General features: G+C 66.2%; 27 protein-coding genes and 1 pseudogene. 9 read left to right on the top strand and 19 right to left on the bottom strand.

The window, feature by feature from the left end; translation table 11 throughout:
- Both AC1D1G_RS15870 and AC1D1G_RS15875 read left to right on the top strand, forming a co-directional pair.
- A partial coding sequence (locus tag AC1D1G_RS15870; RefSeq protein WP_477952821.1) for an enoyl-CoA hydratase/isomerase family protein occupies window positions 1-192 on the top strand: 192 nt, incomplete at its 5' end.
- Entirely contained in the window at window positions 189-965 is a 777-nt protein-coding gene (locus tag AC1D1G_RS15875) for an enoyl-CoA hydratase (protein ID WP_477952823.1), read from the top strand. The genes AC1D1G_RS15870 and AC1D1G_RS15875, both read left to right, overlap by 4 nt.
- A 61-nt stretch (window positions 966-1026) precedes the next feature.
- Here the strand turns inward: AC1D1G_RS15875 and AC1D1G_RS15880 are convergent.
- A pseudogene (locus AC1D1G_RS15880) lies at window positions 1027-1316 on the bottom strand (ABC transporter ATP-binding protein); the annotation flags it as partial.
- Window positions 1317-1366: 50 nt separating this feature from the next.
- On the opposite strand from AC1D1G_RS15880, the gene AC1D1G_RS15885 reads away from it, so the two are divergent.
- Window positions 1367-1663 (top strand): Rossmann-fold NAD(P)-binding domain-containing protein, encoded by a 297-nt coding sequence (locus tag AC1D1G_RS15885; RefSeq protein WP_477952824.1) that lies wholly within the window; start codon window positions 1367-1369, stop codon window positions 1661-1663.
- A gap of 61 nt (window positions 1664-1724) precedes the next feature.
- Here AC1D1G_RS15885 and AC1D1G_RS15890 read toward each other — a convergent pair whose 3' ends face one another.
- Genes AC1D1G_RS15890 through AC1D1G_RS15900 form a run of 3 tightly spaced genes read right to left on the bottom strand, consistent with a single transcriptional unit; the run spans window position 1725 to window position 4814 of the window.
- Entirely contained in the window at window positions 1725-2936 is a 1212-nt protein-coding gene (locus AC1D1G_RS15890; RefSeq protein WP_280781158.1) for a CoA transferase, read from the bottom strand.
- A gap of 25 nt (window positions 2937-2961) precedes the next feature.
- Window positions 2962-3969: a MaoC family dehydratase gene (locus tag AC1D1G_RS15895; RefSeq protein ID WP_477952826.1), complete on the bottom strand. Its 1008-nt coding sequence runs from the start codon at window positions 3967-3969 to the stop codon at window positions 2962-2964.
- Window positions 3966-4814 carry an HpcH/HpaI aldolase/citrate lyase family protein gene (locus AC1D1G_RS15900; RefSeq protein ID WP_477952827.1) on the bottom strand — a complete coding sequence of 283 codons (849 nt, stop codon included), beginning with the start codon at window positions 4812-4814 and terminating at the stop codon, window positions 3966-3968. Before AC1D1G_RS15900 ends, AC1D1G_RS15895 begins: the two co-directional genes overlap by 4 nt.
- A gap of 180 nt (window positions 4815-4994) precedes the next feature.
- Here AC1D1G_RS15900 and AC1D1G_RS15905 point away from each other — a divergent pair, with 180 nt between their 5' ends.
- Window positions 4995-6146 carry an acyl-CoA dehydrogenase family protein gene (locus AC1D1G_RS15905; RefSeq protein ID WP_477952828.1) on the top strand — a complete coding sequence of 384 codons (1152 nt, stop codon included), beginning with the start codon at window positions 4995-4997 and terminating at the stop codon, window positions 6144-6146.
- A gap of 11 nt (window positions 6147-6157) precedes the next feature.
- Here AC1D1G_RS15905 and AC1D1G_RS15910 read toward each other — a convergent pair whose 3' ends face one another.
- On the bottom strand, window positions 6158-7093 hold the full coding sequence (locus tag AC1D1G_RS15910; RefSeq protein WP_477952829.1) for a LysR substrate-binding domain-containing protein: 936 nt from the start codon (window positions 7091-7093) through the stop codon (window positions 6158-6160).
- 91 nt (window positions 7094-7184) lie between these two features.
- The gene (locus AC1D1G_RS15915) at window positions 7185-8594 is read right to left on the bottom strand and encodes an MFS transporter (RefSeq protein WP_477952830.1); all 1410 of its coding nucleotides are present in this window, start codon (window positions 8592-8594) and stop codon (window positions 7185-7187) included.
- A gap of 512 nt (window positions 8595-9106) precedes the next feature.
- Between AC1D1G_RS15915 and AC1D1G_RS15920 the strand changes: the two genes are divergently transcribed.
- On the top strand, window positions 9107-10090 hold the full coding sequence (locus AC1D1G_RS15920; RefSeq protein WP_477952831.1) for a zinc-binding dehydrogenase: 984 nt from the start codon (window positions 9107-9109) through the stop codon (window positions 10088-10090).
- A 30-nt stretch (window positions 10091-10120) separates the two neighbouring features.
- Here the strand turns inward: AC1D1G_RS15920 and AC1D1G_RS15925 are convergent, their stop codons facing one another.
- From AC1D1G_RS15925 to AC1D1G_RS15950, 6 genes are all read right to left on the bottom strand, one after another.
- The gene (locus AC1D1G_RS15925) at window positions 10121-10900 is read right to left on the bottom strand and encodes an alpha/beta fold hydrolase (RefSeq protein WP_477952833.1); all 780 of its coding nucleotides are present in this window, start codon (window positions 10898-10900) and stop codon (window positions 10121-10123) included.
- Between the two features lie 9 nt (window positions 10901-10909).
- Complete coding sequence (locus AC1D1G_RS15930; protein ID WP_477952834.1) at window positions 10910-12100, bottom strand: CaiB/BaiF CoA transferase family protein; 1191 nt, start codon at window positions 12098-12100, stop codon at window positions 10910-10912.
- A 117-nt stretch (window positions 12101-12217) separates the two neighbouring features.
- Window positions 12218-13144: a TAXI family TRAP transporter solute-binding subunit gene (locus AC1D1G_RS15935; RefSeq protein WP_477952835.1), complete on the bottom strand. Its 927-nt coding sequence runs from the start codon at window positions 13142-13144 to the stop codon at window positions 12218-12220.
- Window positions 13137-14345, bottom strand: a complete 1209-nt coding sequence (locus AC1D1G_RS15940; RefSeq protein WP_477952837.1) for a sensor histidine kinase — start codon at window positions 14343-14345, stop codon at window positions 13137-13139. Before AC1D1G_RS15940 ends, AC1D1G_RS15935 begins: the two co-directional genes overlap by 8 nt.
- A gap of 255 nt (window positions 14346-14600) precedes the next feature.
- A complete protein-coding gene (locus AC1D1G_RS15945; protein ID WP_005249969.1) occupies window positions 14601-15260 on the bottom strand; it encodes a response regulator transcription factor in 660 nt (219 codons plus the stop codon).
- Between the two features lie 58 nt (window positions 15261-15318).
- Window positions 15319-16719, bottom strand: coding sequence for an MFS transporter (locus tag AC1D1G_RS15950; protein ID WP_283333189.1), 1401 nt, complete (start codon window positions 16717-16719; stop codon window positions 15319-15321).
- 174 nt (window positions 16720-16893) lie between these two features.
- Between AC1D1G_RS15950 and AC1D1G_RS15955 the strand changes: the two genes are divergently transcribed.
- Complete coding sequence (locus tag AC1D1G_RS15955; protein WP_283333190.1) at window positions 16894-17310, top strand: hypothetical protein; 417 nt, start codon at window positions 16894-16896, stop codon at window positions 17308-17310.
- Here AC1D1G_RS15955 and AC1D1G_RS15960 read toward each other — a convergent pair.
- Entirely contained in the window at window positions 17284-17850 is a 567-nt protein-coding gene (locus AC1D1G_RS15960) for a MaoC family dehydratase (RefSeq protein WP_477952839.1), read from the bottom strand. The two genes, AC1D1G_RS15955 and AC1D1G_RS15960, sit on opposite strands and share 27 nt — an antisense overlap.
- 68 nt (window positions 17851-17918) lie before the next feature.
- Window positions 17919-19112 (bottom strand): CaiB/BaiF CoA transferase family protein, encoded by a 1194-nt coding sequence (locus AC1D1G_RS15965; protein ID WP_477952840.1) that lies wholly within the window; start codon window positions 19110-19112, stop codon window positions 17919-17921.
- A gap of 117 nt (window positions 19113-19229) precedes the next feature.
- Between AC1D1G_RS15965 and AC1D1G_RS15970 the strand changes: the two genes are divergently transcribed.
- Window positions 19230-20150, top strand: coding sequence for a LysR family transcriptional regulator (locus tag AC1D1G_RS15970; protein WP_477952841.1), 921 nt, complete (start codon window positions 19230-19232; stop codon window positions 20148-20150).
- 43 nt (window positions 20151-20193) lie between these two features.
- Here the strand turns inward: AC1D1G_RS15970 and AC1D1G_RS15975 are convergent, their stop codons facing one another.
- The 3 genes from AC1D1G_RS15975 to AC1D1G_RS15985 are packed head-to-tail and all read right to left on the bottom strand — an operon-like array spanning window position 20194 to window position 22846.
- The gene (locus AC1D1G_RS15975) at window positions 20194-21669 is read right to left on the bottom strand and encodes an aldehyde dehydrogenase (protein WP_477952842.1); all 1476 of its coding nucleotides are present in this window, start codon (window positions 21667-21669) and stop codon (window positions 20194-20196) included.
- A 32-nt stretch (window positions 21670-21701) separates the two neighbouring features.
- Window positions 21702-22316, bottom strand: coding sequence for a thiamine pyrophosphate-dependent enzyme (locus tag AC1D1G_RS15980; protein ID WP_477952843.1), 615 nt, complete (start codon window positions 22314-22316; stop codon window positions 21702-21704).
- Window positions 22313-22846 carry a thiamine pyrophosphate-binding protein gene (locus tag AC1D1G_RS15985; RefSeq protein ID WP_283333195.1) on the bottom strand — a complete coding sequence of 178 codons (534 nt, stop codon included), beginning with the start codon at window positions 22844-22846 and terminating at the stop codon, window positions 22313-22315. The genes AC1D1G_RS15980 and AC1D1G_RS15985 overlap by 4 nt, the downstream gene beginning before the upstream one ends.
- A 291-nt stretch (window positions 22847-23137) precedes the next feature.
- Between AC1D1G_RS15985 and AC1D1G_RS15990 the strand changes: the two genes are divergently transcribed.
- Both AC1D1G_RS15990 and AC1D1G_RS15995 read left to right on the top strand, forming a co-directional pair.
- The gene (locus AC1D1G_RS15990) at window positions 23138-23386 is read left to right on the top strand and encodes a hypothetical protein (protein WP_280779459.1); all 249 of its coding nucleotides are present in this window, start codon (window positions 23138-23140) and stop codon (window positions 23384-23386) included.
- 270 nt (window positions 23387-23656) lie between these two features.
- Window positions 23657-24154 carry a hypothetical protein gene (locus AC1D1G_RS15995; protein ID WP_477952845.1) on the top strand — a complete coding sequence of 166 codons (498 nt, stop codon included), beginning with the start codon at window positions 23657-23659 and terminating at the stop codon, window positions 24152-24154.
- Between the two features lie 126 nt (window positions 24155-24280).
- On the opposite strand, the gene AC1D1G_RS16000 is transcribed toward AC1D1G_RS15995, so the two are convergent.
- Entirely contained in the window at window positions 24281-25114 is an 834-nt protein-coding gene (locus AC1D1G_RS16000; RefSeq protein WP_477952847.1) for an IclR family transcriptional regulator, read from the bottom strand.
- A 139-nt stretch (window positions 25115-25253) separates the two neighbouring features.
- Window positions 25254-25754 carry a flavin reductase family protein gene (locus tag AC1D1G_RS16005; protein WP_477952848.1) on the bottom strand — a complete coding sequence of 167 codons (501 nt, stop codon included), beginning with the start codon at window positions 25752-25754 and terminating at the stop codon, window positions 25254-25256.
- Between the last annotated feature and the right edge of the window lie 393 nt (window positions 25755-26147).

Raw genomic sequence — 26147 nt, forward strand, 5'->3', positions numbered from 1 at the left:
GTCGCCTGCCTGAGCTCGCCCGACCTCGTCGAGGGCATCCGGGCGCAGGTCGTGGACAAGGACCGCAACCCGCAGTGGTCGCCCGCCACGATCGAGGAGGTCGACCCGGCGCAGGTCGACGCGTTCTTCGCCCCACTCGGCGACCTCGAACTCGGCCTCACCCCACCCACCACCACCGGAGACAACCAGTGACCGACTACGACACCATCCTCCTCGACCGCAAAGGCCGGGTCGGGATCATCACCCTCAACCGCCCGAAAGCACTCAACGCGTTGAACACCCAGCTTCTACGCGAACTCGTCACCGCCGTCGAAGAACTCGACACCGACAGCGACATCGGTGCCATCCTCGTCACCGGCTCCGACCGCGCGTTCGCCGCCGGCGCCGACATCAAGGAGATGCACACCAAGTCGTACATGGACGTCTACCTGGACGACTTCTTCTCCATCGGCGACCGCATCGCCGCCGCGCGCAAACCCATCATCGCCGCAGTCGCGGGATACGCGCTCGGCGGCGGCTGCGAGCTGGCAATGATGTGCGACATCCTCCTCGCCGCCGACACCGCCAAGTTCGGTCAGCCTGAGATCAAGCTCGGCGTCATCCCCGGCATCGGCGGCTCACAGCGACTCACTCGCGCCATCGGCAAGGCGAAGGCCATGGAACTGTGCCTGACCGGCCGCACCATGGATGCCGAGGAAGCCGAACGCGCCGGACTCGTATCCCGGATCGTCCCTGCCGCCGACTTGTTCGACGAAGCACTGCAGACCGCCACCACTGTCGCCGAGATGTCGCTGCCCGTCGCGATGATGGCGAAGGAAGCAGTCAACCGGGCATTCGAGACCACCCTCACCGAAGGGATCCGCTTCGAACGGCGGCTCTTCCACTCCACCTTCGCCACCGAGGACCAGAAGGAAGGCATGGCCGCGTTCGTGGAGAAGCGGTCACCGGTATTCACACACCACTAGTCCCCACAGACGCTGGTGCAGGTGGGCTGCCCGAGCGGTCGGCCCACCTCTGTGCGCCCAGTCAGTCCACGGTGTCGAGGACCTGCGTCTGCGTCATGGCGATGGAGTGGTCGAAGCAGCCACTGACGGTGGTGGTGAGGACGTCGGATAGCGGCCCCTGCGCGACTATGACACCCTCCGCACGAGAACGGAATGTGTGGTCGTAGTTGGAATCTCCGCGAGATGATGAGTAACGAGAATGCCGGCGCGGTCGGGGTCCTGGGCGCGCACATCGTCAAGCGATGTCGGAAGCTGTTCACGTGCCGCCAGATCGAGGACCGTCGCCGGCTCTTCGAGCAGGCAACAGGTCGGGCTCGGATCGGCGCATTCGTCGCCGACGCGCGCTGAACTCGCAGAACGAGGTGATCGTCGCGTCGCGGTCCAGCGCTCTCGACGTGGACCTGCGCGACGGACGGTCGATCGACCGCATGTACGACCGAGTCGGCACCGTCGACGCCGTGGTGAGCGTCGCGGGCGTCACCCCGTTCCCGTCGTTCGGCGACACCACCTCGGCCGACTTCCGGCAGGGCTTCGACGACAAACTGCTCGGGCAGATCGAACTGGTTCCCTGGGGGCTGCCCTTCGTCGCCGACGTAGCACGTGCCTTCGTCAAATCAGTGCACGGAATTCACACCGGCCAGGTGTACGAACTCGGCTGACGCCGGTCTCACGAGCGACGCTGCGGAACCACGCTTTCCGCAGCGTCGCGTCGTCGAGGCGTTACTTCCCCCCGACGATGCCGCTGTCGAGGAGTTTGGCGATGTCGGAGTCGGAGCTGCCGAGGAGGTCCCTGAGCACGCTGCCGGTGTCGTCGCCGACTGCGGAGGCGGGTGCGACGGTGCTGTGGTGGCCGTCGAACGACGCCGGATGCCCGGAGGCGAGGTAGGTGCCGATGCGCGGCTGATCGAGGGGGGCGAACATCGGGTTCTTCTCGAGCTCCCCGGACTTCACGACTTCCTCGAAGGTGCGGTAGCGCTCGGCGAGGACGGACGTCTTCGAAAGCGCCTCGGCCACTTCGGCCGCGGTGTGTTCGCGGAACCAGCGGGCGAACAGGGCGGTGAGGACGTCGCGGTGGGTGAAGCGATCGGTGTCGCGCGCGAAGTCGACGTCGAGTGCGGTGGCGAGTGCCTCCACGGCGGCCGTGGTTCCGGTGACGGCAACCAGGTCACGGAAGTGGCGCGGGGTGAGGGCGACGATCATGAACCGTTCGCCGTCGCTGGTGGTGAAATCCGTTCCGTACGTGCCGTAGACGGAGTTTCCGGTCGCCGGCCTGCCGGTGCCGTTGATCTGGACTTCGGTGAGGTAGCCCAGCGTGCCGGCGGTGGCGAGCGCGACGTCCTCGAGCGGCAGGCGGATGTGGGTGCCCTCGCCGGTGGCGTCGCGGTGCCGGACGGCGGCCGCGACGGCCAGCGCGGCATACAGCCCACACACCACGTCCCACGCCGGCAGGACGTGGTTGACGACGCCGGCATTATCGGTGGGACCGGTGATGGAGGGGAAACCGAGCCCCGCATTGACGGTGTAGTCGACGGCGGGGGAACCGTCGGTGCCACCGAGGACTTCGAGGGTGATGACGTCGGGGCGCAGGGCCTTGAGCGCGTCGTGGGCGAGCCAGTCACGACCACCGGAGTTGGTGACGAGAATTCCGCCACCCGCACCGGGGGCCGCGACCAGTTGCTGGACGAGCTGCTGCCCCTCGGGGCTGCGCATGTCGACGGCCACGGACCGCTTGCCGCGGTTGAGACCGGTCCAGTAGATGCTCTCACCGTCACTCGTGACCGGCCAGCGCTTGTAGCAGGCGGAGCCGCCGATGGGGTCGACCCGGATCACCTCGGCCCCCAGTTGAGACAGCGTCAGCCCGCACAGGGGCGACGCGACGAAGCTGGAGACCTCGACGATCCGAAGTCCGGCAAGGGGAGTGTGGGCAGTCACGAGAGAAGCTCCTTGATGGTGGAGGTCAGGCCATGAGGGCGGTGAAACGCCAGTCGAGGACGGGAACGTCGGACGCTGCGGCGTTGTGCGCGAACACGAGTGAACGCAGATGCAGAACTCCGCCACCGCCCGGCAACGCCTCGGCGCTCTCGATCTCGAGTTCGCTGGTGAGGGTGTCGCCCTCGTGGACGGGACCGGTGTGGTCGCAGGACTTCCAGCCCAGGACCGTGACGAGGTTGGGCAGCGCGCGCGTGGCCTGCCCGAGCGCGATGCCGATGGTGTGCCCGCCGTAGACGAGCCGCCCGTCCGCGCCGACCCGTTCGTCGTGATGGGTGGCCGCGATGTTGAGGGTGAGGCGCGCCAGTTCGGGGGCGCTCGAGACCACGTCGCCGCTGCTCCGCAGGACCGCCCCGGCGAGGTCGGTCGAGAAGTGCTGTCCGGGAACCTTGTCTCGGTAACGGTCGAGGTCCCAGCCCTCGGGTGCGGCGTAGGACTGCTCGGTCTGCGGACCGATCGCGGACAGGTCGTCGGACTTGCGGACGCGGTCCTCGTCGGGGTTCTCGCTCAGCGGGAGCATGGCGCAGCGGTAGAAGTCGAGGACGGTGCGGCCGTCCTGGTCCGTCGACGTCATGCGGAGTGCCGCCAGCCCGGTGGGTTTGCGTCCGGGCTTCGCCGAATTCTCGCGCAGGCCCACCACTTCGGTGCGGGTGTACAGGGTGTCGCCGAGGTGCGGGAAGTGATGGAAGCGGAGGCCGCGGTAGAACAGGTTGGCCTTCACGTGATGCGTGGCGAGCGTGGACTGTCCGATGGCGACGTCGCAGACGAGGCCGGGATTCGCCACGGCGTCCCCGGATCCGGTAACGGCCCGGGACAGGTGCGCGTCCAGGGGCAGCCGCAGGCGGTCGCCGAGGATGGCCTGATGCGCGGCGGCGAGGCCGCTGGTCAGGGTGACGGCGGGGGCGGTGTCGAACACCTGCCCCACCTCGAGTTCGTCGAAGTACGGTCCACCGACGTAGGTCTGCGTGATCGTCACTGCGCACCTACCTGGGCGAGGACCCGACGTGCGGCCACCGCGACGGCCTCGTCGAGCATCTGCCCGTCGAGTTGCGCGGCCCCGCTGCCCGCGGCCTCGGCGGCGGCGAGTGCGTCGATCACGCGGCGCGCGTCCTCGACTGCGGTGTCGGTGGGGGTGAACGCCGAAGCGGCCGATTCGACCTGGGCGGGGTGGATGACCCATTTCCCGTCGAACCCGAGTGCGCCGGTCCATGCGGCCGAGTGGCGGAAGGCGTCGTCGTCGGCGATTCCGAGGAAGGGTCCGTCGATCGCCTGGATGCCTGCGGCGCGGGCGGCGACGAGGACGCCGTCCTGGATCGCGAGCCAGTGCTCTGGGAGGGCGGATCGGGAACGGCCGAGGGCCGCCCCGAGATCGGCGTAGCCGATGATGACGGACTCGAGCCGGGCGACGGACCGGGTGATGTCGCCGATGTTCTGCACGCCGACCGGAGTTTCGACGAGAGCCTGCAACCCGATGTCGGTGCCGGCGAGAGCCTGATCGGCGTGCGCCAGATCCTGCGCCGTCTCCGCCTTGGGAACCACGATGCTCGTGAGGGCGGCGCCGAGGGAGGCGCACAGGGCGAGGTCGTCCTCGGCCCACGGTGTGGCCAGCGCGTTGATGCGGACCGAGACGGCCCGGGAGCAGTCGGACTCGCGCACGAGACGGCGCACGAGGTCGCGGGCGTCGGCCTTCCTGGCCGGGGCGACGGCGTCCTCGAGGTCGAGGACCACCTCGTCGGCGGTCGACGCGAGCGCCTTGACGGCCTTGCGTTCGTCGGATCCGGGGGCCACCAGAACGGCGCGCCTGCGGGTGAGGTTCTGCACGATGCTTCATTCCTAGGGTCCGGGAGCCCGGTTCGGGCTGGATATGTACGGCCAGCCCGGTAGGGCTGCGCTGCTGATGCTGGCAGCGGCGTAGCCGTCATGTCAAGACCGATCGTTGACTTTAAGCAGACATTGTCGGATTATGGCCGTACAAATGTTGTGCGAGTGCGAGGTGGAGTGATGGGCAAGCTGAACGAGGAAGAGGCGTACCTGGTCGAGACGGTGCGCGCCTTCATCGACCGCGACGTGAAGCCGACGGTGCAGGCGGTGGAGCACGCCAACGAGTACCCCGAGAAGTGGATCGAGCAGATGAAGCAGATCGGGATCTACGGTCTGGCGGTYCCGGAGGAGTACGGCGGATCACCGGTGTCGATGCCCTGYTAYGCGCAGGTGACCCAGGAACTSGCMCGYGGSTGGATGAGCCTGGCCGGGGCGATGGGCGGGCACACCGTCGTGGCGAAGCTGCTGTCGYTGTACGGCACCGAGGAGCAGAAGCGGCAGTACCTGCCGAAGATGGCGACCGGTGAGATCCGGGCCACGATGGCGCTGACCGAGCCCGGCGGCGGGTCGGATCTGCAGGCGATGTCCACCAACGCCAAGACCGACGGCGACGATCTGGTGATCTCCGGGTCGAAGACGTGGATCTCCAACGCCCGCCGGTCCGGGCTGATCGCGCTGCTGTGCAAGACCGACCCGAAGGCGACCCCCCAGCACAAGGGGATTTCGATCGTCCTGGTCGAGCACGGTCCCGGTCTGACGGTGTCACGGGATCTGCCCAAGCTCGGCTACAAGGGCGTCGAAACCTGTGAGCTGTCGTTCGACAACTACCGGACCCCGGCCACGGCGATCCTCGGCGGGACCCCGGGCAAGGGGTTCGCGCAGATGATGAAGGGCCTCGAGACCGGCCGCATCCAGGTGGCCTGCCGGGCGCTGGGTGTGGCCACGGCGGCGCTCGAGGACTCCCTCGCCTACGCACAGCAGCGGGAGAGCTTCGGCAAGCCGATCTGGAAGCACCAGTCGATCGGCAACTACCTCGCCGACATGGCGACCAAGTTGACGGCGGCCCGGCAGCTGACCTGGCATGCGGCCGAGCAGTACGACAGCGGTGACCGGTGCGACATGGAAGCCGGGATGGCGAAGCTGTACGCGTCGGAGGTGGCGATGGACATCGCCCTGAACGCGGTGCGCATCCACGGCGGTTACGGCTATTCCACCGAGTACGACGTCGAGCGGTACTTCCGGGACGCCCCGCTGATGATCGTCGGTGAGGGCACCAACGAGATCCAGCGCAACGTCATCGTCTCGCAACTCGTATCGCGCGGAGGGCTCTGATTCGCGCGCGGCTAGTTGTCCGGCTTCCAGTGAGCGGACGGCCACTCACCGCGCTCGACGGCGTCGCGCATCTGGCGGACGAGCAGATCGGCCACCGCGTGGACGGCAGGCGGGATCCGGGGGGCGCTCGGTAACGCGAGCACGACGGTGCGCTCGACCGCCGGGGAATGGAGCGGCGCCGCACTGAGCAGACCGCCGGCGACATCACCGGCAACGGCGATGCCCGGCAGGATCGTCCAGCCGTGACCGGCTCGCACGAGTCTCTTCTGGATGCTCACCTCGTTGGTCTCGACGACGATGTTCAGACCGATGTCGAGTCTCGCGCACGCCTCCGCAACCAATGTGCGAATTCCGTGGGGCGCGCTGGGCATCACGACCGGGTGGGTCGCCACTTCCTCGAGGGTGACCGGTCGTCCGGTGTCGAGCCCGCCGTCGGGCGGGGCAACCGCCCACAGGTTTTCGGCGARCAATGCTCGCACGTTGAGCGACGACGTGGATTTCAGGTTGTAGAGCAGACCGAGGTCGATGTCACCGGCATCGAGCCACTGCCGCACGTGTCCGGCGTACCCGGACACTATTCGCAACCGGACGGCCGGATGCTCCTGCAACACGGCCGCGACGAGTCGTTCGGCGAGCAGTTCGGAGGTGGAGGACAGAAGTCCGACCGTCACGATCCCTTGCAGCACCCCCGGATTCGGGCGGATCTCGGCCCGGGCACGCTCGAGTTCGGACAGCACCCTCCGGGCGCGCTCGAGCATGAGCCGGCCGGACTCCGTCAATTCCATTCCCGCACGGCTACGTTCGAACAGCGGGACACCCAGTTCCTGCTCGAGCGTGTGAATTTGGCGTGTCACCGCCGGCTGAACCAAGTGGAGTAGTTCGGCTGCGCGGGTCACGCTCCCGGCGTCCGCCACCGCAACGAGTGCGGTCAACTGCTTGACGTCCACCGGACGACCACCTTCCCGAGCTACCGCCGTCCCGCACCATCAGCAGGCGATATGCAAGAGCGACATCGATCACAACGAAGAATAGCAATGGTCAACCCTGAACGGTTTTGATCGGTGTCCCGTTCGAGGCCGAGTGCTGCGCGCGGTCGTGTGGTCCCGGGGCGACCGTCTCGTCGATGAGGTTGACGTCCCTGGTCTCACGCATGAACACGTAGGTGATCAGTGAGATGGCCGCGCAGATCGAGACGTATATGAAGAACCAACTCTCCCGGCCCGCGTCGCGGAACGCCAGTGCGATGTATGGGGCAGTTCCTCCGAACACGGCGGTGGCGATGCTGTACGGGATGGCAACACCGACCGTCCGCACCCCGGTGGGGAACAGTTCGGCCTTGACCACCGCGTTGACCGACGAGTACCCGACCACGAATACCAGACCGAGGACGGTGAGCACCAGGCAGGTGAGCCACGTGGGATTGTTCTGCATTCCCTGCAGGATCGGATACGTTCCGATCGTGGTGCCGATGCCGAAGAAGATGAGGACGGGCCGCCGGCCGATGCGGTCGGAGACGTACCCACCGATCGGCAAGAGGACCAGGAACACCACCAGTCCGATGAAGCTGATCGTCGAGGCCTGCGACTTCTCGAGGCCGACGCTGTTCACGAAGTAGCTGGTCAGGTAGGTGGTGTAGGTGTAGTAGGCGACGGTGCCCCCGAGGGTCAGGGTGAAGACGACGACGGCGGCGCGCCGGTTGCGCCATACCTCGGCCAGTGTTCCCCGGCGATCTTCGGTATCGACCGTTTCGGCAACCGAGTAGGCCGTCGTCTCGTGCATTCCGCGCCGCAGGTAGAAGACCGCGACGGCACCGATGGCACCCATCGCGAACGGCACTCTCCAACCCCACGACGTCAGCTGTTCGTCGGACAAGGAGAACTGCAAGACGATGAGGACCAGCAGGCCGGCGAGCTGCCCCAGGGTGACGGAGATGTATTGGAAACTCGCCCCCAGACCCCGCCAGCCCTTCTTGGATACCTCGGTCAGATACGCCGCCGACGCGGCATACTCGCCACCGACCGACAGTCCCTGCAGGATGCGCGCGGTGACCAACAGGCAGGCTCCCAGATTGCCGGCCGTCTCGTAGTTCGGCGCGAGAGCGATCATCAAGGCGCTCGCAGACATCATTCCGACGGACACCGTCAGGCCGGCTTTACGGCCGTTGCGGTCCGACAGACGCCCGAGCAACCAGCCGCCGAGAGGCCTCGCCAGGAATCCGACGGCGAAGATGGCCGCCGTGTTCAGGAGCTGCGCGGTGCGGTCGTCGCTCGGAAAGAATTGTCCGGCAAAATAGATTGCGAAAGTCGAATACACGAACCAGTCGAACCATTCGATCATGTTGCCGATGGAACCGACCAGCACCGACTTGACGTAGTGACCGCGCGAGCGAGGCGGCTCCTCGGATCGATCATCGGTTCTGTGAGCGTGCGGCGGTGTGGAGGGGGTCATGGCGACTCCTTGTGGTGGGAATGGATCCTGCAATGGCTGCGGGCTTCACCGATCGACGGTCCGGTCCGTCACGAACCGCGTCAGGGGCTCAGGACTTCGACACCCATTGGTATGCACTACGTTCCGTGATTGCTCGGCGTCGAGGAAGGCACATCGACCATGCACCACGCCCTCTGTAGCCTGCGATACTTCACCCCGAAGTAGTTATCTGGGTCTCACTTCGTTGTCGTGACTCTGGTGATTCTGCTACCTGATGGACCTGGCGCGATAATGCCAAATTCTGATGGATTGATTACGAGCAGGCATGGCTACCAGCAGAGTGAAACCGACTGCGCCGCACATTGTTCGGACGCTATCTGTCCGGCAGCCCCGTACGCGATTTCTCTTGCCGCCGCCGGCTGCGTGCGATACGGTGACCGCCATCCAGGAAGGCGCGCCGAGCGGCTATCCGATGCGTCCTCCAACTCCCAGCACCGACTCACCCAAGCGAGGCCTGAATGCGTGCAGCATGCGTGACCACACCCGGCGTCGTCGAAGTTCGCGACTTCCCCCGGCCGGTCCCGGAGCCAAACCAAGTGCTCGTGGAGATGCGATACGCCTCGATCTGCGGTTCCGACGTCCACATCGTCTTCGACGGATTCCATGACCCGGTACTCCTCGGGAGACCCGGATATCCGGGCCACGAAGGCGTGGGAATCGTTGTTCGAAGCGAGGATTCGAGGGTCGAAGTCGGACGTCCGGTGCTTACCGTCCCCCACGGTCAGCGCGGTGGTTGTTTCGCCGAGTTCCAGGCCGTCGACGCCAGTCACGTGATCGCGTTGAACGAGGGCGTAGACCTTCGGCGCATGCTGCTCGCCCAGCAACTCGGTACCACCCTCTTCGGGATGAAGAAGTTTCTACCTGCCGACACACCGGTCGAGCGGATGCCGCGGACGGCGGCGATCATCGGCGCCGGCTCCTCGGGATTGTTCTACCTGCAGCACTTGATTGCTCGGGGCCTCAAGGTCACCATTGCAGACCTGAACAAGGATCGCCTCGCCGTCGCCGAACGGCTCGGCGCGGCGCGGACCGTCCTCGAACCGGTCGAGTCGATCGCCGAGGTCGTCCTCGATACGACCGGCGGCGTCGGTGCGGACTTGGTGATCGAGGCCGCCGGCTACGATCTCGCCCGTGCCGCAGCGGTCGAAGCCGCGCGCGTTCGCGGAACGATCGGATTCTTCGGTTACCCCGAATCGACGGGCAACTCCCCGTTCCCCGTGGAGCGTTCATTCCGCAAGTCCCTGACCATGGAGTGGGTCAACGGTACGCAGTCCGAGGGCGGGCTGCTGTCGTTCCGGGCGGCAGTCGAGGCCATCGAGAACGGGACGATCGAGGTCGACCACTGTCTCGAGACGATGTTCGACCTCGAGGACACTCCCGCCGCACTCGACGCCGCCCGCGACCACGGCCTCGGTGCGGCGAAGGTCGGCATCGTCATGCCCGGATCCCGCAACTAGCGCGCCTCGACCCCACTCGCGAACGCGCTCTTATTGTTCGGCGAGGAAGCCGATCGCTGCGGCGCCCGCGGCAGTGCACCCCTCTTCGAAGTACGCGTGCCGTGCGCCCGGGAGCAAGTGCACGCGGGAGTTCGGGATCCGCTCGGCGAGCAGGGGTGCGTTGTCGGCCGGGGACAGAAGGTCGTCGGTCCCGTGCAGGACGAGGGTCGGCGCACTGATCGACGGCAGCGCATCCCACGCGTCATGACCGTTGCTTGCCCGCAGGTGGGCGAGCTTGGCGTGCGCGGGCATGTCCGGGTCCCCGAGAGTGTTGTAGGGACCGGGATTTCGACCTAGCCACTCCGGCGTGTACATCAACTCCAGCAGGGCGCGGCGCGACCGGTCGGGATCGGATTGCGCCAGGCTCGCTCGGACTTCCCTGCTGCGCTCCACCGCGTGCGTTCCACCGGGCGAGGTGCAGCCGAGGATCAGGGCGTCGACACGCTCCGGGTGACGCGCGGCGACCCACTGCGCCACCCGGCCTCCCATCGACGTGCCGTAGACGTGCGCCCTCCCGATTCCGAGGGAGTCCAGCACGCAGATCACGTCGTCGGCGAACAGTATTGTGCTGTACCCGGTCTCGGGCTTGTCGCTTGCTCCGGTGCCGCGGTAGTCCACCGTGATGGTGCGGAAGTGCGTATCGAAGTCCGCGCGAACACGATCCCACCAATGGTGATTGTTGGCCTGACCGGCGAGCAGCAGCAGCGGCGGTCCTTCGCCGCTGACCTGGTACGCGATTCGAGTTCCATCGGACGCCACTGCGTGGGGCACTGCCCAGCCTCAGATCGAGTCGGCAGTACGCAGTTCGGAGATCGCCGCGCCGCTGTAACCGAGTTCCCCCAGAATGGCATCGGTGTGCGCACCCAGAGCCGGAACCGGATCGAATCGAGGTTCCACACCACTGAGGTTCGCCGGCGGCAGCAGCGCTCGCACCGGGCCGCCCGGGGTCTCCACCTCACGCCAGCGGTCACGGCCGGCCAGGGATGGGTGGGACAGAAAATCCGATACGGAGCCCAGCCTGCCGTTGGCGATCGACACCTTGTCGAGCAGGGCGAGGGCGTCGTCGGTGTTGAGCAGACGCGTCCGCGCGGAGATCAGAGCGTTGCATTCCTCACGGTGCACCACCCGCGCGGAGTTGCGGCAGAAACGTGGGTCGGTGGCGATCGACTCGTCGCCGAGCACCTCCGAACAGAAGGCGGACCATTCGCGGTCGTTCTGGATCGACAGCAGGACCGTGCCGTCGGCGGTGGGAAACGGGCCGTACGGGGCGATCGTCGCGTGTTCGGCCCCGACCCGGCTGGGCTGCGTGCCACCGTATTCGGTGTAGTAGGCGGGCGATCCCATCCATTCACCGAGCGCCTCGAACAGAGCGACCTCCACCGCGCGGGCGGTGCCGGTGGTTGCACGCGTGTACAGCGCGGACAGGATCCCGCTGTAGGCGTACATGCCGGCCGCGATGTCGGCGATCGACACACCGACCTTGCACGGGCACTCGTCGGGGCCGGTCAGCGACATCAGACCGGATTCGCCCTGGACGAGCATGTCGTAGGCCTTGCGATCGGACCAGGGACCGGTGTTGCCGTAGCCGGACACGTCGCACGGAATCAGCGCGGGATACCGCTGCTGGAGCGACTGGGCGTCGAGGTTCATTCGGGCTGCGGCGCCGGGCGCAAGGTTCTGCACGAAGACATCCGCTGTGGACAACAGCTTTTCGAGGATGTCGCGGCCCTCGTCGGACTTCAGGTCCAGCGTCAGCGACTCCTTGGAACGGTTGAGCCAGACGAAGTAGCTCGATTCGCCGTGCACGGTCTCGTCGTAACGCCGCGCGAAGTCGCCGGCGTCGGGACGTTCCACTTTGATGACGCGGGCACCGAGGTCGGCCAGTTGCCGGGTCGCGAAGGGTGCAGCAACTGCTTGTTCGATGCTTACGACGGTGATCCCCGCGAGCGGTAGGGCGGTCTGCGATGCCATGGAGCCAGCCTTCCTCGAAATGTACGGCCATTTTGCCTCTATGTACGCGCCATAGTCAATCGGGTGGGGGCCAGGTTTTACACGTACTTGAGGTTGCCGGCGGTACCCGTCCGCCTTCTAACCGTGGTGACGGCGGTACGCCTCGACAGCCCCCGGATGGCGAGGGACGCCGGCTGTCTGGATCAGCGATCGGGCGTCGAGGAACTGCGCGCCGACGGTGTCGGGGGGAATCAGGTCCTGGGCTCGATCGATGAGAAGGTCGACGAGGGCACCGGCCACGGCGTCGGGCAGCTGCGGCGAGGCGACGAGCAGGCTGGGGACCCCCACCGTCGCGGTCTCGGCAGTGTCACCGTACGTCCGGGCAGGGACCGAAACCGGTTCGTACATGGGCCCGTAGATCCTGCGCATCTCGACGTACTCGGCGGACAGGTCGAGTAGCCGGATTCCGCCGTCCGGACCGTGCCCGGGCCGCGGCATCGCCGCCGGGGTGGGCACGCCACCGGCCCACAGTGCGGCGGCGACYGTACCGTCGCGCAGGGAGTCGAGGACGGTGGTGAGTGAGACCGGGCGCACCGTCACGTCGTCGAGGGTCAGACCGCTCGCCTCGAGGACCCGCCTTCCGGTCTGCGCGGTGCCGGAACCCGGGGCGCCGAGGCTGATCGTCTGGCCCCGAAGATCTTTCATCGTGCGAAAGGGTGAGCGCGCCGGCACCGCGCACTGGAGATAGTTCTCGTACACCCGGCCGATGGCCACGATCGGGGTGGCCGACTCGACAGCGGAGTCGGCCAGGGTCAGCCCGATGAGTACCTCACCCGACGCCAGCAGCGACAGGTTCTCCAGGGAACCGGTGGTGTAGCGCACCGTCAACCGGAGATCCCCACCCGAGGGGGGCGGGACGTCCGCAAGCAACTCGGCGAACTCGGACTGGAATCCGTCGCGCTCCCCGGACGCGATGTCGAACGTCCCCGTGGGCTGGGCACGAGCGCATCCCGACAGTGCGACCGCTGCGGCCACACCACCGATGAACTGTCGCCGGCTAATCATCGTCCAGCTTCTCCACGTGCGGTTCGAGCCACAAGCGTACGCGCAGTCCGCCGGCGGGGGCCTCGTCGATGACGAGACGGCCGCCGTAGGCTGCGGCGACCACCTCGACAATGGAGAGGCCGAGACCGGTTCCGACCTGGTCGCTGGCCCGGAAGAAGCGCTCGGTGAGCTTGCCGCGCAACTCTTCCGGGACACCTGGACCGTCGTCGGCCACCCACACGCACACCCGAGAGCGGTCCGGTGACGGCTCCACGACGACGCCGATTTCGATGGTGGGGTGCGGGCCTGCGTATCGGGAGGCGTTGTCGATCAGTACATCGAGCACCTGGGACAGATCGTTCTCGGCGATCGCGACCGGAACATGGTCGACGTCGGGGTCTGCGATGGTGGCCAGACGCGCACCACGTTCGCGGGCCGTCACCGACCAGAAGTCGACCCGGTCGGCCACCACCGACAGTGCGTCGCAGGCCGCCTCGGACCGATCGGCCCCGAATCGCGGCGTCTCGGCCGAGGCGAGCGAGAGAAGACTGTCGAGAATGGTCTGCAAGCGTTTGGCCTCCTCGGTCACGCTGTGATAGTCCTCGCGCGCGCTGTCCGGTATCCCGTCGTCGAGGAGGTCGAGGCGGAACTGCAACGCCGCGAGCGGGTTCCGCAGTTGATGGGCGGTATCGGCGATCAGGCGCTGTTGCGCGTCCGCTGCCCGCAGCACCGCCGAAGACATCACGTCGAACGAATGCGCGAGCCGGCGCACCTCGGGCGGCCCGCCTGCGGCCGTGGCCGGCAGCACGGATCGCGGTGGCACGGAACTCGGCGGTGTCCTCGCGTCGGGCATCCGGCGGATGAGTTGCACGATTCCCTTGGACAAGTTCGCGAGCGGTCCGAGCACCCACCGGCTCAAGGCGATCGCGAGGACACCGAAAGCGACCAGTGCCAGCACGGCACCGGCCGCGATCACGGCCCATTGCCGGAGGATGTCGGAGCGGGCCTCGGCGGTCGAGGCACGCAGCACGATGGTGCCGTTCACCTGAGCGCCCGACCCGACCGGCTTGACGAACAGGGCCTCGTCGGCGCTCCACGGGAACAGCCGGTCGACGGTGGAGACCCGCTCGTTGCGCAGTCCGCTGCGAATCGCGGCCTCGATTCCGGGTTCGTTGCCGTCGAGGCCTACCCCGAGGGTCGGGACACCACGCGTGGAGACCACCAGAACGCCCTCGCCGTACACGTCGTCGTATGCCTCGACCTCGCCGGCGATCCGGGCCGGGTCGCCGGTCCTGACGTACTCCTCGGCGAGGACGGCGAACCGTTGGATGTCTCCCTCGCGGCCGAGTGTGAACTCCTGCGTCCGCGAGTCCGCGGTCGCGAGCGCGAGGGGAATCGCGAAACTCGCGACCGCTTAGGATCCGAGTATCGCGAGAATCAGCAGTAACCGTCGGCGCATGTCGTTTCGACCCCGAGGTCAGCACACCCACCGGTAGCCGAAACCACGGATGGTGCTGATCAACCCGGGTCGGTCCAGCTTGGCGCGCAGAGTGCCGATGTGGACGTCGAGAGAACGCGAGACCGCCACGAACGCGTCACCCCACACCCGGTCCATCAGTTGCTGACGGCTGACCGCAGCCCCCGGGTTCTCGAGCAGGATCTCGAGGAGGGAGAACTCCTTCGACGTCAGGTCGACCTCTGTTCCCGCCACGGTGACGGTGCGGGAATCGAGGTCGACGCGGACGTCTCCGGTGACCACTTCTCGTGGTGCGCCGCCTTCGACGGCCATGCTTCGCCGGCGCACCACTTCGATGCGAGCGAACAGCTCGGACATGCGGGCCGGCTTGACCAGGTAGTCGTCGGCGCCGCCGCGCAGGCCGCGCACCACCGAACGTTCGTCGTCGCGGGCGGTCAGGATGATGACGGGGACGGCGCTGACCTGGCGGAGCTGACGCAACACCTCGAGCCCGTCGCGGTCCGGCAACCCCAGATCGAGCAGGACGAAGTCCACCTCGCCGTGGTGCAGCAGCAGTTCGGACCCGAACTTCATCCGCACGGGCTGGTGCGCCTGCCGGGTCAGACCCGCAACGAGTGCGTTGCCGACGCCGTCGTCGTCCTCGACCACCGCGATGCGCATAACCGGAATTGTCCCCCGGCCGCGGTGCGCCCGGGGAACAATGCCGGAGGACGAGGGATCAGACACGCTCGAGTCGGCGGTCGTCGCGGTCTTCCTCGCGTCCGTCGCGGGCGGGATTCTCCGTCTCCGGATCGAGGGTGGTGCCGCCCTTGCCCTTGGCCATGAACAGCGCGGCGATTAGGGTCAGTGCCGAGCAGCCGACGACGTAGTAGAAGAAGGCCGATTCATGTCCGGCCTGCTTGAGCGCGAGCGCGAGAGGCTCGGCCGTGCCGCTGAACAGGGCGGCGGTGATCGCGTGCGGCAACCCGACGCCGAGCGCGCGGACCTTCGTCGGGAACAGCTCCGCCTTGACGATCGCGCTCAGAGCGCTGTAGGCGGTCACGATGACCAGTCCGGTCATCATCAGGCCGAACGCCACGAACGCGTTGGTGGTGTTGCCGAGAACGGTCAGAATCGGGACGGTCAGCACGGTCGAGCCGACACCGAAGAACAGCATGACCTTGCGGCGACCGATGCGGTCGGAGATCAGTCCGGCCACGGGCTGCAGCAGCATGTAGATGAACAGTGCGGCGAAGTTGATCCACGCCACCGTTTCCGGGGCGATCCCCGAGGTGTTGATCATGTACTTCTGCAGGTACGTGGTGTACGTGTAGAACGCGACGGTGCCGCCGATCGCGAGGCCGAAGACCATCGCGAGCTGCTTCGGGTACTGCAGCAGCAGTCGGAGGGTGCCGCGCTTGGCCGACGGCTGCGTGCCGGACGCCTTCTCGGCAGCGATCTGGGCCGCCTCCTCCTTGTACTGGTCCGACTCGTCCATCCCGCGACGGAAGAGCATCACGGTCACGGCGGCGATCGCGCCGATCACGAACGGAATACGCCAACCCCAGGCCTGCATCTGGTCGATGGTCAGCAGCTGCAGCAGAATGATCTGGACACCGAGCGCAGCGAGCTGACCCAGAATAATCGACACGTACTGGAAGCTCGAGTAGAAGCCGCGGCGGCCGGGCGTCGCGACCTCGGACAGGTACGTTGCGCTGGAAGCGAATTCGCCTCCCACGGAGAGTCCCTGGATCAGTCGCGCCATCACCAGCAGCGCCGGGGCGAGCATGCCGATCGCCTCGAAACTCGGTGTCGCAGCGATGATCAGCGATCCTGCGGCCATCATCAGCACCGACAACGTCAGCGCGTTCTTGCGCCCGTACCGGTCCGCGTATCGGCCCAGGATGTACCCACCGATCGGGCGCATCAGGAATCCGACGGCGAAAACCAGTGCGGTGGAGAGAAGCTGGGCGGTCGTGCTGCTCTGCGGGAAGAAGGACGCCGCGAAGAACACACTGAACGCTGCATAGACGAACCAGTCGTACCACTCCACGAGGTTGCCGATGCAGCCGCGAACCACGTTCGCAACAACCCGCCTCTCGCCGGTCGACGACGTGGGGTTCGAAGTCGTGTGTCGCATGATGTTCCTTCCTCGACTGCTGTGATGATGCATAGTCACTGACACCAATGTGGTCGCCGCCACAGCGAGAGGGAAGGGATGGTCCGCTTTCCTTACATTCGCTTTAGACGGCACTGCCGCAGGTAGCTCGGAGCGCGGGCGGCACAAAATCCGGATTTCGGCGACCTCCACACCATGGGCAGACAGGTGTTCCAAATACGACAACGATGCGTTCTGCTGTCCATACATGAACATCTTGGGCGCGGGTATCGCCAGGAAGCGGTTCATCAGATCGCCCTGGTCGGAGAGTTCCACCATCGACTCGAAGATTCCACGCACGGCACCGGCCCGGACCTTGTGCCGCAGACTGGCGGAATACAGAGCGCTCGAGAAGTACCGCGAATTCCAGGCTCGGTCGATGAATTCGGCGAAGAAGCCTTCTGGGTCATCGTCGGGGTGGTTGATGATCTGCCGAGACCGGCCAGTCGCGGGGCATGGCAGAACAGCCACAAACGTCCACAAGGCTCGGTATTCGACGCCCAGGGTGTTGCCGCGCCGGCCCTGCCTGCCCGGCAACTCGATCAACTACTCGATCCCGGCTGCGCGCCGTGACCGGTCGTCCCACTTGGGGTCGACGCCTGCAGTGTGCGGTCCGTGTCCCTTGCGATACACCATGAGGGTCCGTTCGAAGGTGATGACGATGGTGCCGTCCTGGTTGTACCCGATGGTGCGCACGGTGACGATGCCGATGTCCCTGTGGGACGAGGACTCTCGTTTGGTGAGGACCTCCGATTGGGAGTAGATGGTGTCGCCCTCGAATACCGGGTTCGGCAGGCGCACCCGGTCCCAACCGAGGTTGGCGTGCACGTGCTGGGAGATGTCGGTGACGCTCTGCCCGGTGACGAGGGCAAGGGTGAAGGTGGAGTCGACGAGCGGCTTACCCCACGTCGTCTGACTCGAGTAGTGCGCGTCGAAGTGGATCGGCGCCGTGTTCTGGGTGAGGAGCGTCATCCACGAGTTGTCGACCGGCAGCACCGTGCGGCCGAGTGGGTGCCGGTACACGTCTCCGATCTCGAAGTCTTCGAAGTAGCGGCCGGGCCAGCCGGTGACCGGTGGCGCCGACTGCTCGACCTGGATTTCGCTGCTGCTCAAGGTAGTTCTCCTTCGGTAGTTCGTCGCCGACGGCGCGACTCGGCCGACGGCGGAGGGAAGAGTGTGTGTCAGGACCCGACCGCTGCGTACTCGTCGAGCCACGTCAGGATGCTGTCGGTGTGTTCCCCCAGACCTGGTACGGGGCGCATCTCGTGTTCGGCGCCCATCACCGTCACCGGGGGAAGTAGTCCTTCGAGCCGTCCGACGGGGGAATCGAATTGCGCCCACCGGGAGCGTGCCGCGAGCTGCGGGTGCTCGGCGAACTCGTCCATCGTGCGCTGCCGGGCATACGCGATCTTCGCCGCTTCCAACCTGTGGACGAGGTCCGCGCCGGTGAGGCCTGCGGCAACGTCGTCGATGACGCCATCGAGCTCGGCGCGGTGTGCGACCCGGTCGGCGTTGGTGACGAACCGCGGATCGTCGATCAGCTCCGGCGCATGCAGCACGACACGACAGAACACGTCCCATTCGCGTTCGTTCTGCAGACCCAGGTTGACGACCTCCCCGTCGGCCGCAGTGAACGGTCCGTACGGCGCGATGGTCGCGTGGCTCGCTCCCGTCCGCTTCGGCGCCGACCCGCCGTATCGGGCGTAGTAGTCGGCGTACCCCATCCACTCGCCGAGCGCCTCGAGCATCGAGATCTCGAGGTTGGCGCCTCGGCCGGTCCGCCCACGATCGAGCAAGGCGGTGAGGATCCCCGAGTAGGCATACGTGCCGGCGCAGATGTCCGCGATGGACAGTCCGACCTTCGAGGGCTCGTCCTCGGTTCCGGTGATCGACACCAGTCCGGCCTCGCATTGGATCAGCAGGTCGTAGGCCTTTCGTGCCTCATAGGGGCCGCCGCGGCCATATCCGGAGATATCGCACGTGATCAGGTGTGGGTGGGTTTCCCGCAAGCGGTCGGCGCCGATGCCGAGGCGCCCTGCCGCGCCGGGTGCCAGGTTCTGGACGAGGACGTCGGCGCGGTCGACGAGTTGGTGCAGGATCCGGTTGCCCTCCTCGGAGCGAACGTCGAGCTCGATGCTCTCCTTCCCTCGGTTAGTCCACACGAAATGACTCGCCATCCCCTGGACCGTTCGGTCGTATCCGCGTGCGAGATCTCCGACGCCGGGACGTTCGATCTTGATCACCCGCGCACCGAGGTCGGCGAGTTGCCGGGTCGCGAACGGTGCCGCGATCGCCTGTTCGAGCGAGACCACCACGACACCCTCCAAGGGCCGATGCACAGGGTGGGAAACAAAATCCGAACGCTCGGTACTCACGTCATTCTCCTTGCCGGGGCAGTCGTGTCAGTGCCCTTTCACTGTCGCGCTCCCGCGGGTGTTTGTGAAATGCCGATATCCGCCGACTCTCATACGCTTCGCGTATAAGCTCAGGCAGTGAACTTGCAGGAGTTGCGGTGGTTCGTCGCCCTCACCGAATCGGAGAACATCACCGCTGTCGCCGCGGAGATGCACGTCACGCAACCGACGTTGTCGCGGGCCATAGCCCGGCTGGAGACGGGGTTCGGGGTGCGCTTGTTCGACCGGCGGCACAATCGGCTCCATCTCAACCGGTACGGCGAGATTCTCCGCGCACATGCGTTGCGCGCATTGAGCGAGGTGGATTCCGCACACAACCGGATCAGCACCCTTGCGGATCCGAACGAGGGCACCGTCTCCCTCTGCTTCCTGCACAGTCTCGGCGAGTGGCTCGTGCCGGAACTGATCAGCAGGTATCGCGCCGAACATCCCAAAGTGAGATTCGAACTACGCGGCGCCGCAGCAGATTCGGTTGTCGACGACATCCGGCTCGGGCGGTCCGATCTCGGCTTCGTAGCCCCCGAGCCCTCCGTCGACGACCTCGTGTGGACACCAGTGGCCACCGAACCGGTTCGCTTGCTCGTCCCTGTCCGTCACCGGTTGGCCCGCCGCAAGACGGTGAGTCTCGCCGAAGTCGCCGAAGACGATTTCGTGGCGCTCACGCCGGAGTACGGGCTGCGCCAGCTCACCGACCGTCTCGCCCGAGCTGCCGGCTTCGCCCCACGAATCACGTTCTCGGTCACCGAGGTCGGCACGATGCGCGCCATGATCGCGGCCGGAGTCGGCGTGGGAGTTGTGCCTGCCCCGCCGGCCGTCGCCGCCCCTCCCGACGGAACTGCACTGGTCGAACTCCGCGATCGCGATGCCTGGCGAACGATCGGCATGATCCAGGCCGATCGACCCCTCACCTCCTCGGTCGCCGCAGGCTTTCAGAGGTTCGTTCTCGAGACGCTCGTCGAGAACACCACGGGCCTCGCCGGGCCTCCTCGACGCGAATGATCGTGCCTGCCTCTCAGTCGACAGACGACCCTCGGCGCGGGGGTCAGCGCAGGACGAACGGGTTGCCGGTCGGTGCCCCGGTATTGATCCACACGCTCTTGGTTTCGAGGTACTCGTCGATTGCCTCGGCACCGTTTTCCCGGCCGATACCGGAGTCCTTCACCCCGCCGAACGGCAGCATGAAGCTGACCGCGCGGTAGGTGTTGACCCAGACCGTCCCGGACTCGATCGCCTCCGCCATGCGGAACGCGCGAGGCAGATCGGTGGTCCAGACCCCGGCGCCGAGACCGTACTTCGAGTCGTTGGCGATGGTGATCGCCTCGTCTTCGGTGTCGAACGGGATCACCGCCAGCACCGGGCCGAAGACTTCCTCTTGCGCCAACCGGGATTGGTTGCTCACCCCGGTGAACACTGTCGGCTGTACGAACCACCCATCGGTTCCGGTGCCGGTGGCCACGCCGCCACCGAGCGCGAGTTGTGCGCCCTCGGCGGTGGCGATGTCGATGTACTCGAGGACCTTCTTGTGCTGGTCCCGAGTCGTGATCGGCCCCACCTGGGTGTCGGGGGACATCGGGTCACCGATCCGCGCGGTCGAGGCAAGCGCGACCAGCTTGGCGACGACCTCGTCGTGCACGGATCGCTGCACCAGAAGCCGGCTTCCGGCGATGCAGGTCTGACCGGTCGCGGCGAAGATTCCGGACACCGCGCCGTTGACCGCAGCGTCGAGATCGGCGTCGGCGAAGACGATGTTCGGTGATTTGCCGCCGAGTTCGAGCGAAACCCGTTTGAGGCCGCGCGCCGCCGCGGCGCCGATGTGCCGCCCGGTCGCGTCGGAGCCGGTGAATCCCACCTTGCGCACCAGGGGGTGCTCGACCAGCGGCCCACCCACGTCCGGCCCGAATCCGCTGACCACGTTGACCGCTCCCGCAGGCAGGCCCGCCTGCTCGAGGATACGAACGAATTCGAACGTCGAGGCGGAGGTGTATTCGGAGGGTTTGACGACGACCGAGCAACCAGCGGCCAACGCGGGTGCCAGCTTCCAGGTGAGCAGCAGCAGCGGTGAGTTCCATGGGGTGATGATTCCGACGACCCCGATGGGCTCGCGCCGGGTGTAGGTGAAGTATCCCGGTTTGTCGACGGGAACGACGCGGCCTTCGGTCTTGTCGGCGAGACCGCCGTAGTACCGGTACCACTGCGCGAGATACCGGCACTGGCCCAACATCTCGTTGTAGAGCTTGCCGTTGTCGCGGACCTCGATGCGGGCGAGAAATTCGGCGTTCTCCTCGAGCACGTCGGCGACGCGCTGGAGGACGAGACCGCGGGCGCTGGGACTCATGCTCGCCCACGGCCCCGTGGTCATGGCACGGTGCGCGGCCTGGGCGGCGTCCTCGACATCCGATGCTTGTCCGCGCGCGATCTGCGCCCACGGCCGGCCGGTGAAGGGATTGTCGGTCTCGAAGTAGGAATCGACAGCGGACGGGCGCTGCTGGCCGTCGATATGGAGCAGGTATTTCTGCATGACAGTGTTCTCTTTCGCTTCGGTGTCGGCCATCAGAACGTGTCGAGGCCGAGCGCGGCACGGAACTTGTTCTTCACCGCCGTGCCGTCCCGGGGCGGAAGGGCGCGCGGCGGCTCGGTCTGCTCGATGAACACCTGAACGAAGGTCGTACCTTCCCGGGCGGTGACGATCCGTGCGACACGCTCGGCGTCGGCGATGTCGCGGACCCGTTCGGTGCGGGCAATGCCGAACGACGACGCGATGCCGGCCAAATCGGCGCCGAGGCTCGAGTGGCTGCGCTGCATGCCGGTTTCGCCGAAGTGCCCGTTGTCGACGACGACGATGGTGAGGTTCTTCGGGGCCTTGACCGCGACCGATCCGAGCGCGCCGATGCCCATGAGCTGCTCCCCGTCACCGGTGATGACGACCACGGACTCGTCCGGGCGAGCGAGCGCGAGGCCCAGGCCGGTGGGTACGGCGGCGCCCATGGCGCCCCACAGATAGAAGTTGCGGTCACGCTCCCCGGCGGCGAACACGTCATAGGAGGGGGAGCCGAGACCGGTGACGAACAGTGCCTCCGGCGCCCGGTCGAGCAGTGTCGCGACGAAATCGCGTCGGTCGAGGCGTTCGCCGGCGAGGGTTCCGATGGTCGAGTCGTGTGCGTTCACTTGCGCTCCCATTTCTTGCGTCCGATGAGCCGCTGGCCCAGGAGCACTGCGACGCGCTCACCAGCGAGGAAAGCCTGATCGAAGGCGGCGGAGACGACCTCGCCGACCTGATCGGGGTCGTCGACCCGGAAAACTGTGATGCCCATGAGTTCGAGGGCCTGCTGCGTGGTCGAACCCATGGGGATCTGCCAAGGGTTGAACTCGGCGTACTCACCACGCATCGTCACCAGCGTGAGGAACGGGAACTTGCACATCTCCAGCAGGGAAAACATGTTGACACAGTTGCCGACTCCGCTGCTCTGCATGAGCAGGACCGCGCGCTGCCCGCCGAGCCACGCGCCGCTGACAAGTCCGACGCCCTCTTCCTCGGTGGTCAGGACGACGTCTTCGATGCCGGGGTCGGCGATCGCTGCTTGGATTGCGTACGAGTGGCCGGCGTCCGGTACGTACGCGATCTGTTTGACATCTCCTTCACGCAGAACGTCGAACACGGACTTCTGCCAGCCGGGTGCGCTGACGGTGGAATTCATGGGTGCTCCGATTCATGACGATGGACGCTCCCAAAGATCATGAAACAACATGATGATGGGGTGGTAATAGAATTTCGTGATACTGCTATCAAAGGTTTTGTTTGCGGCGGGTCGGACCCGAACAGCCTTGGTCATCTGCGTTCACGACGGCACCGCTCAGCCCGGACGCGTTCCCGGCGTTCACACAGGGGTGGGCAACGCGCACCCTAGGGTGTCTGTCGAACCGCATGTCCGGACGGCAGTGTTGTTGTGGCCAAGGAATACTCGACCACACACCACCAAGGACACCGCATGTTTCGCCACACTGCCATTCGCGCCGGCCTGATGTTCGCCGCGGTCGCGTTCTCTCTCACCGGCGCAGCCGGAATCGCGCACGCCATGCCCGCCTCGTCGGGGACTGATGTCGCGGTGGCCGCACAGTCGGACCGCGATGCCCGCGACCGGGATCGGCGCGACCGTTTCGACGACGACGAGCAGGCCATGCTCTGCGAGGGCCAGGCCATCGTCGACCGCCCCAGCTGCTCGTCTCTGCCGTACTGATTCGCATCGATCGAGCTGCCCTCCGCCGGCGCCGCTGCCGCGTTCAGTGCGGCAGCGGCGGTCGAACCGATGCGGCGGGCGCGTATCGTCTGCTGCACGGTAACCCCGCACCCGATGGCTTCGCCCATCGGTCCGCCTACTGCGCGGGGTCTGACGATGCTCGACGAACGACCACGGCGCACGCCTGACCATGCCTCACCCCAGACGCTCACGGTCTTCGTCGACGACGAGCCTGTCTCCGCAGACTCCGTCTGGCACCCGGGTGACACCGTGACCACTGCCCTCTCGTGGCTCGACGAGCAGCAGCTTCCCGCCGAGCTCCGATCACTGGCCGAGGAGGTCGAGAGTCGGCCGAACGGTGTCGGCCGAGGAGTCTTCTACGTCGACAGGTACCCGGGGTTCTCCCCTCAGCCAGTACTGTCCGTCAGCGGAGTGGTCGCGACCATCGAGGTCGTCGCGAACCTCGAACTGCACACCGACCAGGGCTGGAAACTGTTGCCCGCCAACGTGCAGATGTGGGACGTACCCGACACGGGCACGTGGCGCATGCCGAATCGGCAGTACTCGGTGCCCGGCACGTCCGGTGACCTTCGGTTCGTCGAACAGCACGAGTTCATCGAGCGGTACGGCGTCACCACACCGACCTTCCGTCGCGATTCCCGATACTTCCGGGTGGTTGTGCTGTTGTCACTGCGGTCCCGCAAATGGTGCGATCCTGACCTCGTCGAGCGCGTCGATCACGGAAACGTAGATGGCAGGTTTGGGTGAGCTGCTGACGGATCGGCAACGGGAGGTCCGCGGCGGCGCCGAACACTATATGTATCCCGCTCAGTACGTTCCCGTTTCGTGGAGATCGACATGCTGCGTTCAGGGGCATATCTGTTGCGGTACCGGTCAAGCGATTGTCGAATCCTGCCAGAAGACATCGACGAGACGCTCGACGAGCTGCTGCATCCGGTGAAGGCCTTCGGGAATGCGGTCGGGGCCGAACCGATATCGCGGACCGTTGAGGGACACGATCGCCACCAGATTCCCCGACGAATCCCTGACGGGAAGGGAGAGGGAGATCAATTCTTCTTCGAGTTCGTTGTCTATGAGTGCGAAGCCGCTTTCGCGGATCTGATCGAGCTCGGCCAGCAGGGCTGTGCGGTCGGTGATGGTGTGCGCTGTGAATGCGTCGAGCCTTTCGGGCAACCGGCCCACGATCTTCTTGATCGGCCACTCAGCCAAGAGCACCTTGCCGCTGGAGCTGGCGTGGAGTGGAAACTGTTTGCCGATCATGTGATGCGACATCCGGGATGTGGTGCCCACGACATGCGATCCGGCGGCCTCGGCGATGAGGTCGAGTTCATCCTTCGCATTCGGCACCGACAACGTCACCGTTTCATTGAACTGGTCGGCCAGCTCCCGCAGTAGTGGCAGAGCCCGGGCAGCGAGACCGGCATAGGGGTCGGCGTGCCGTCCGAGTCGGGACACTTCCGAGCCCAGGATGTAGTTGTTGTCGATGCGGTCCACCATGCCGGTCCGCTCGAGGCTGTAAAGCAGACGAAACGCGGTGGGACGGGAAATTCCGACCGCTTTGGCAAGGGTACTCACCGTCGCACCGGTCTTGGGTCGGGAAGCGAGCTCGCGCAGCAGGCGAACCGCCTTGGTCACCGACTTGTTGGCGATCTCCGCCGGCTCGCTGGTCTTCACCGCGATCAGTGYGGTCGCCTTCGGCTCGCTCATGGCACCCCTGATTTCGTCGGCGCATCCCATCTCAGGTGGGACGCGACTCACGCCTACTCGGTTTCCAATCGTTCAAATCTTCTCGCGCCGACTCCTTTTCGAGTCAGGTGAGGCAATGCCCAGGTTGTGGGTGTGTGGGTCAGGCGGCGGCGAGTTGCCGGATTCCGCCGAGTCGGCCCTGGTGGAAGACGAGGGGTTCGCCGTGTCCGGTGTCCATCTGCAGGACCCGGTCGATGACGATGACGTGGTCGCCGCCGTCGAGTTCGTGGGTGACCTCGCAGTCGACGAAGGCGTGGGCGCCGCTGATCCGGGGTGATCCGGCCTCGGAGAGGGACCAGTCGATGTCGGCGAACTTGTTGGGCTGCTTGCTCGAGAGGGCGCGGCAGACCGATTCCTGGCCGGCGGCGAGGATGCTGGCGCACAGTTGTCCGGTGGCGCGGACCTTGGGCCAGCTGGTGGAGGTGTGGGCGACGCTGAAGCTGACCAGCGGCGGGTCCAGGGACAGGGACTGGAAGGTGCCGACCACCAGGCCGCAGGGGTATTCGGCGTCGGGTGTGATGCCGGAGAGGGCGACGACGCCGGTGGGCAGGTGGCCCATCACGGTGCGGTAGTGCGCCTGGTCGATGGTGGCAGTGAGCATGGTGGCTCCTCTTCGGGTCATTTCGCTGACGCCAGTCAGGTCAGGGCGAATGCGACTCAATGACGTTCATAATGTGAACGTATTGTTCAAACTGGTATCAGTATTGCGTCCTTGGTCACACTCTGTCAAGCGTGCAACGGTGACCGGCCCAACCTGTGCGCGTCGGCGCCCACGCCGGTCCGTGACCGCCTGAGTGCGGGAACTATGTACCCGAATCCATCCACACCGCACGGTCGTGGATCTTCGCTCGCCAGTCATCTCGGCTGCCATTATGCTGTTGGCCAAGCGTTTTCCGATCAGATTGCTGCGGGTGCAGGGTGTCGCGAGGACTCGAGTGTTGTCGCGGCGCGCCAGGCCTCGTGGTGGCGCCGGCCTCCCTGGGGGTGAGTCAGA

It is taken from the genome of Rhodococcus sp. P3_B8 (genome assembly GCF_056402775.1).

Excerpts from the sequence above, each read along its gene's own strand:
- AC1D1G_RS15915 (WP_477952830.1), bottom strand. The coding sequence starts at position 8,594 with ATGACCCCCTCCACACCGCCGCACGCTCACAGAACCGATGATCGATCC.
- AC1D1G_RS16005 (WP_477952848.1), bottom strand. The coding sequence starts at position 25,754 with ATGCTCACTGCCACCATCGACCAGGCGCACTACCGCACCGTGATGGGC.
- AC1D1G_RS15990 (WP_280779459.1), top strand. The coding sequence starts at position 23,138 with ATGTTTCGCCACACTGCCATTCGCGCCGGCCTGATGTTCGCCGCGGTC.
- AC1D1G_RS15945 (WP_005249969.1), bottom strand. The coding sequence starts at position 15,260 with ATGCGCATCGCGGTGGTCGAGGACGACGACGGCGTCGGCAACGCACTC.
- AC1D1G_RS15955 (WP_283333190.1), top strand. The coding sequence starts at position 16,894 with ATGGGCAGACAGGTGTTCCAAATACGACAACGATGCGTTCTGCTGTCC.
- AC1D1G_RS15930 (WP_477952834.1), bottom strand. The coding sequence starts at position 12,100 with ATGGCATCGCAGACCGCCCTACCGCTCGCGGGGATCACCGTCGTAAGC.
- AC1D1G_RS15950 (WP_283333189.1), bottom strand. The coding sequence starts at position 16,719 with ATGCGACACACGACTTCGAACCCCACGTCGTCGACCGGCGAGAGGCGG.
- AC1D1G_RS15985 (WP_283333195.1), bottom strand. The coding sequence starts at position 22,846 with ATGAATTCCACCGTCAGCGCACCCGGCTGGCAGAAGTCCGTGTTCGAC.
- AC1D1G_RS15975 (WP_477952842.1), bottom strand. The coding sequence starts at position 21,669 with ATGCAGAAATACCTGCTCCATATCGACGGCCAGCAGCGCCCGTCCGCT.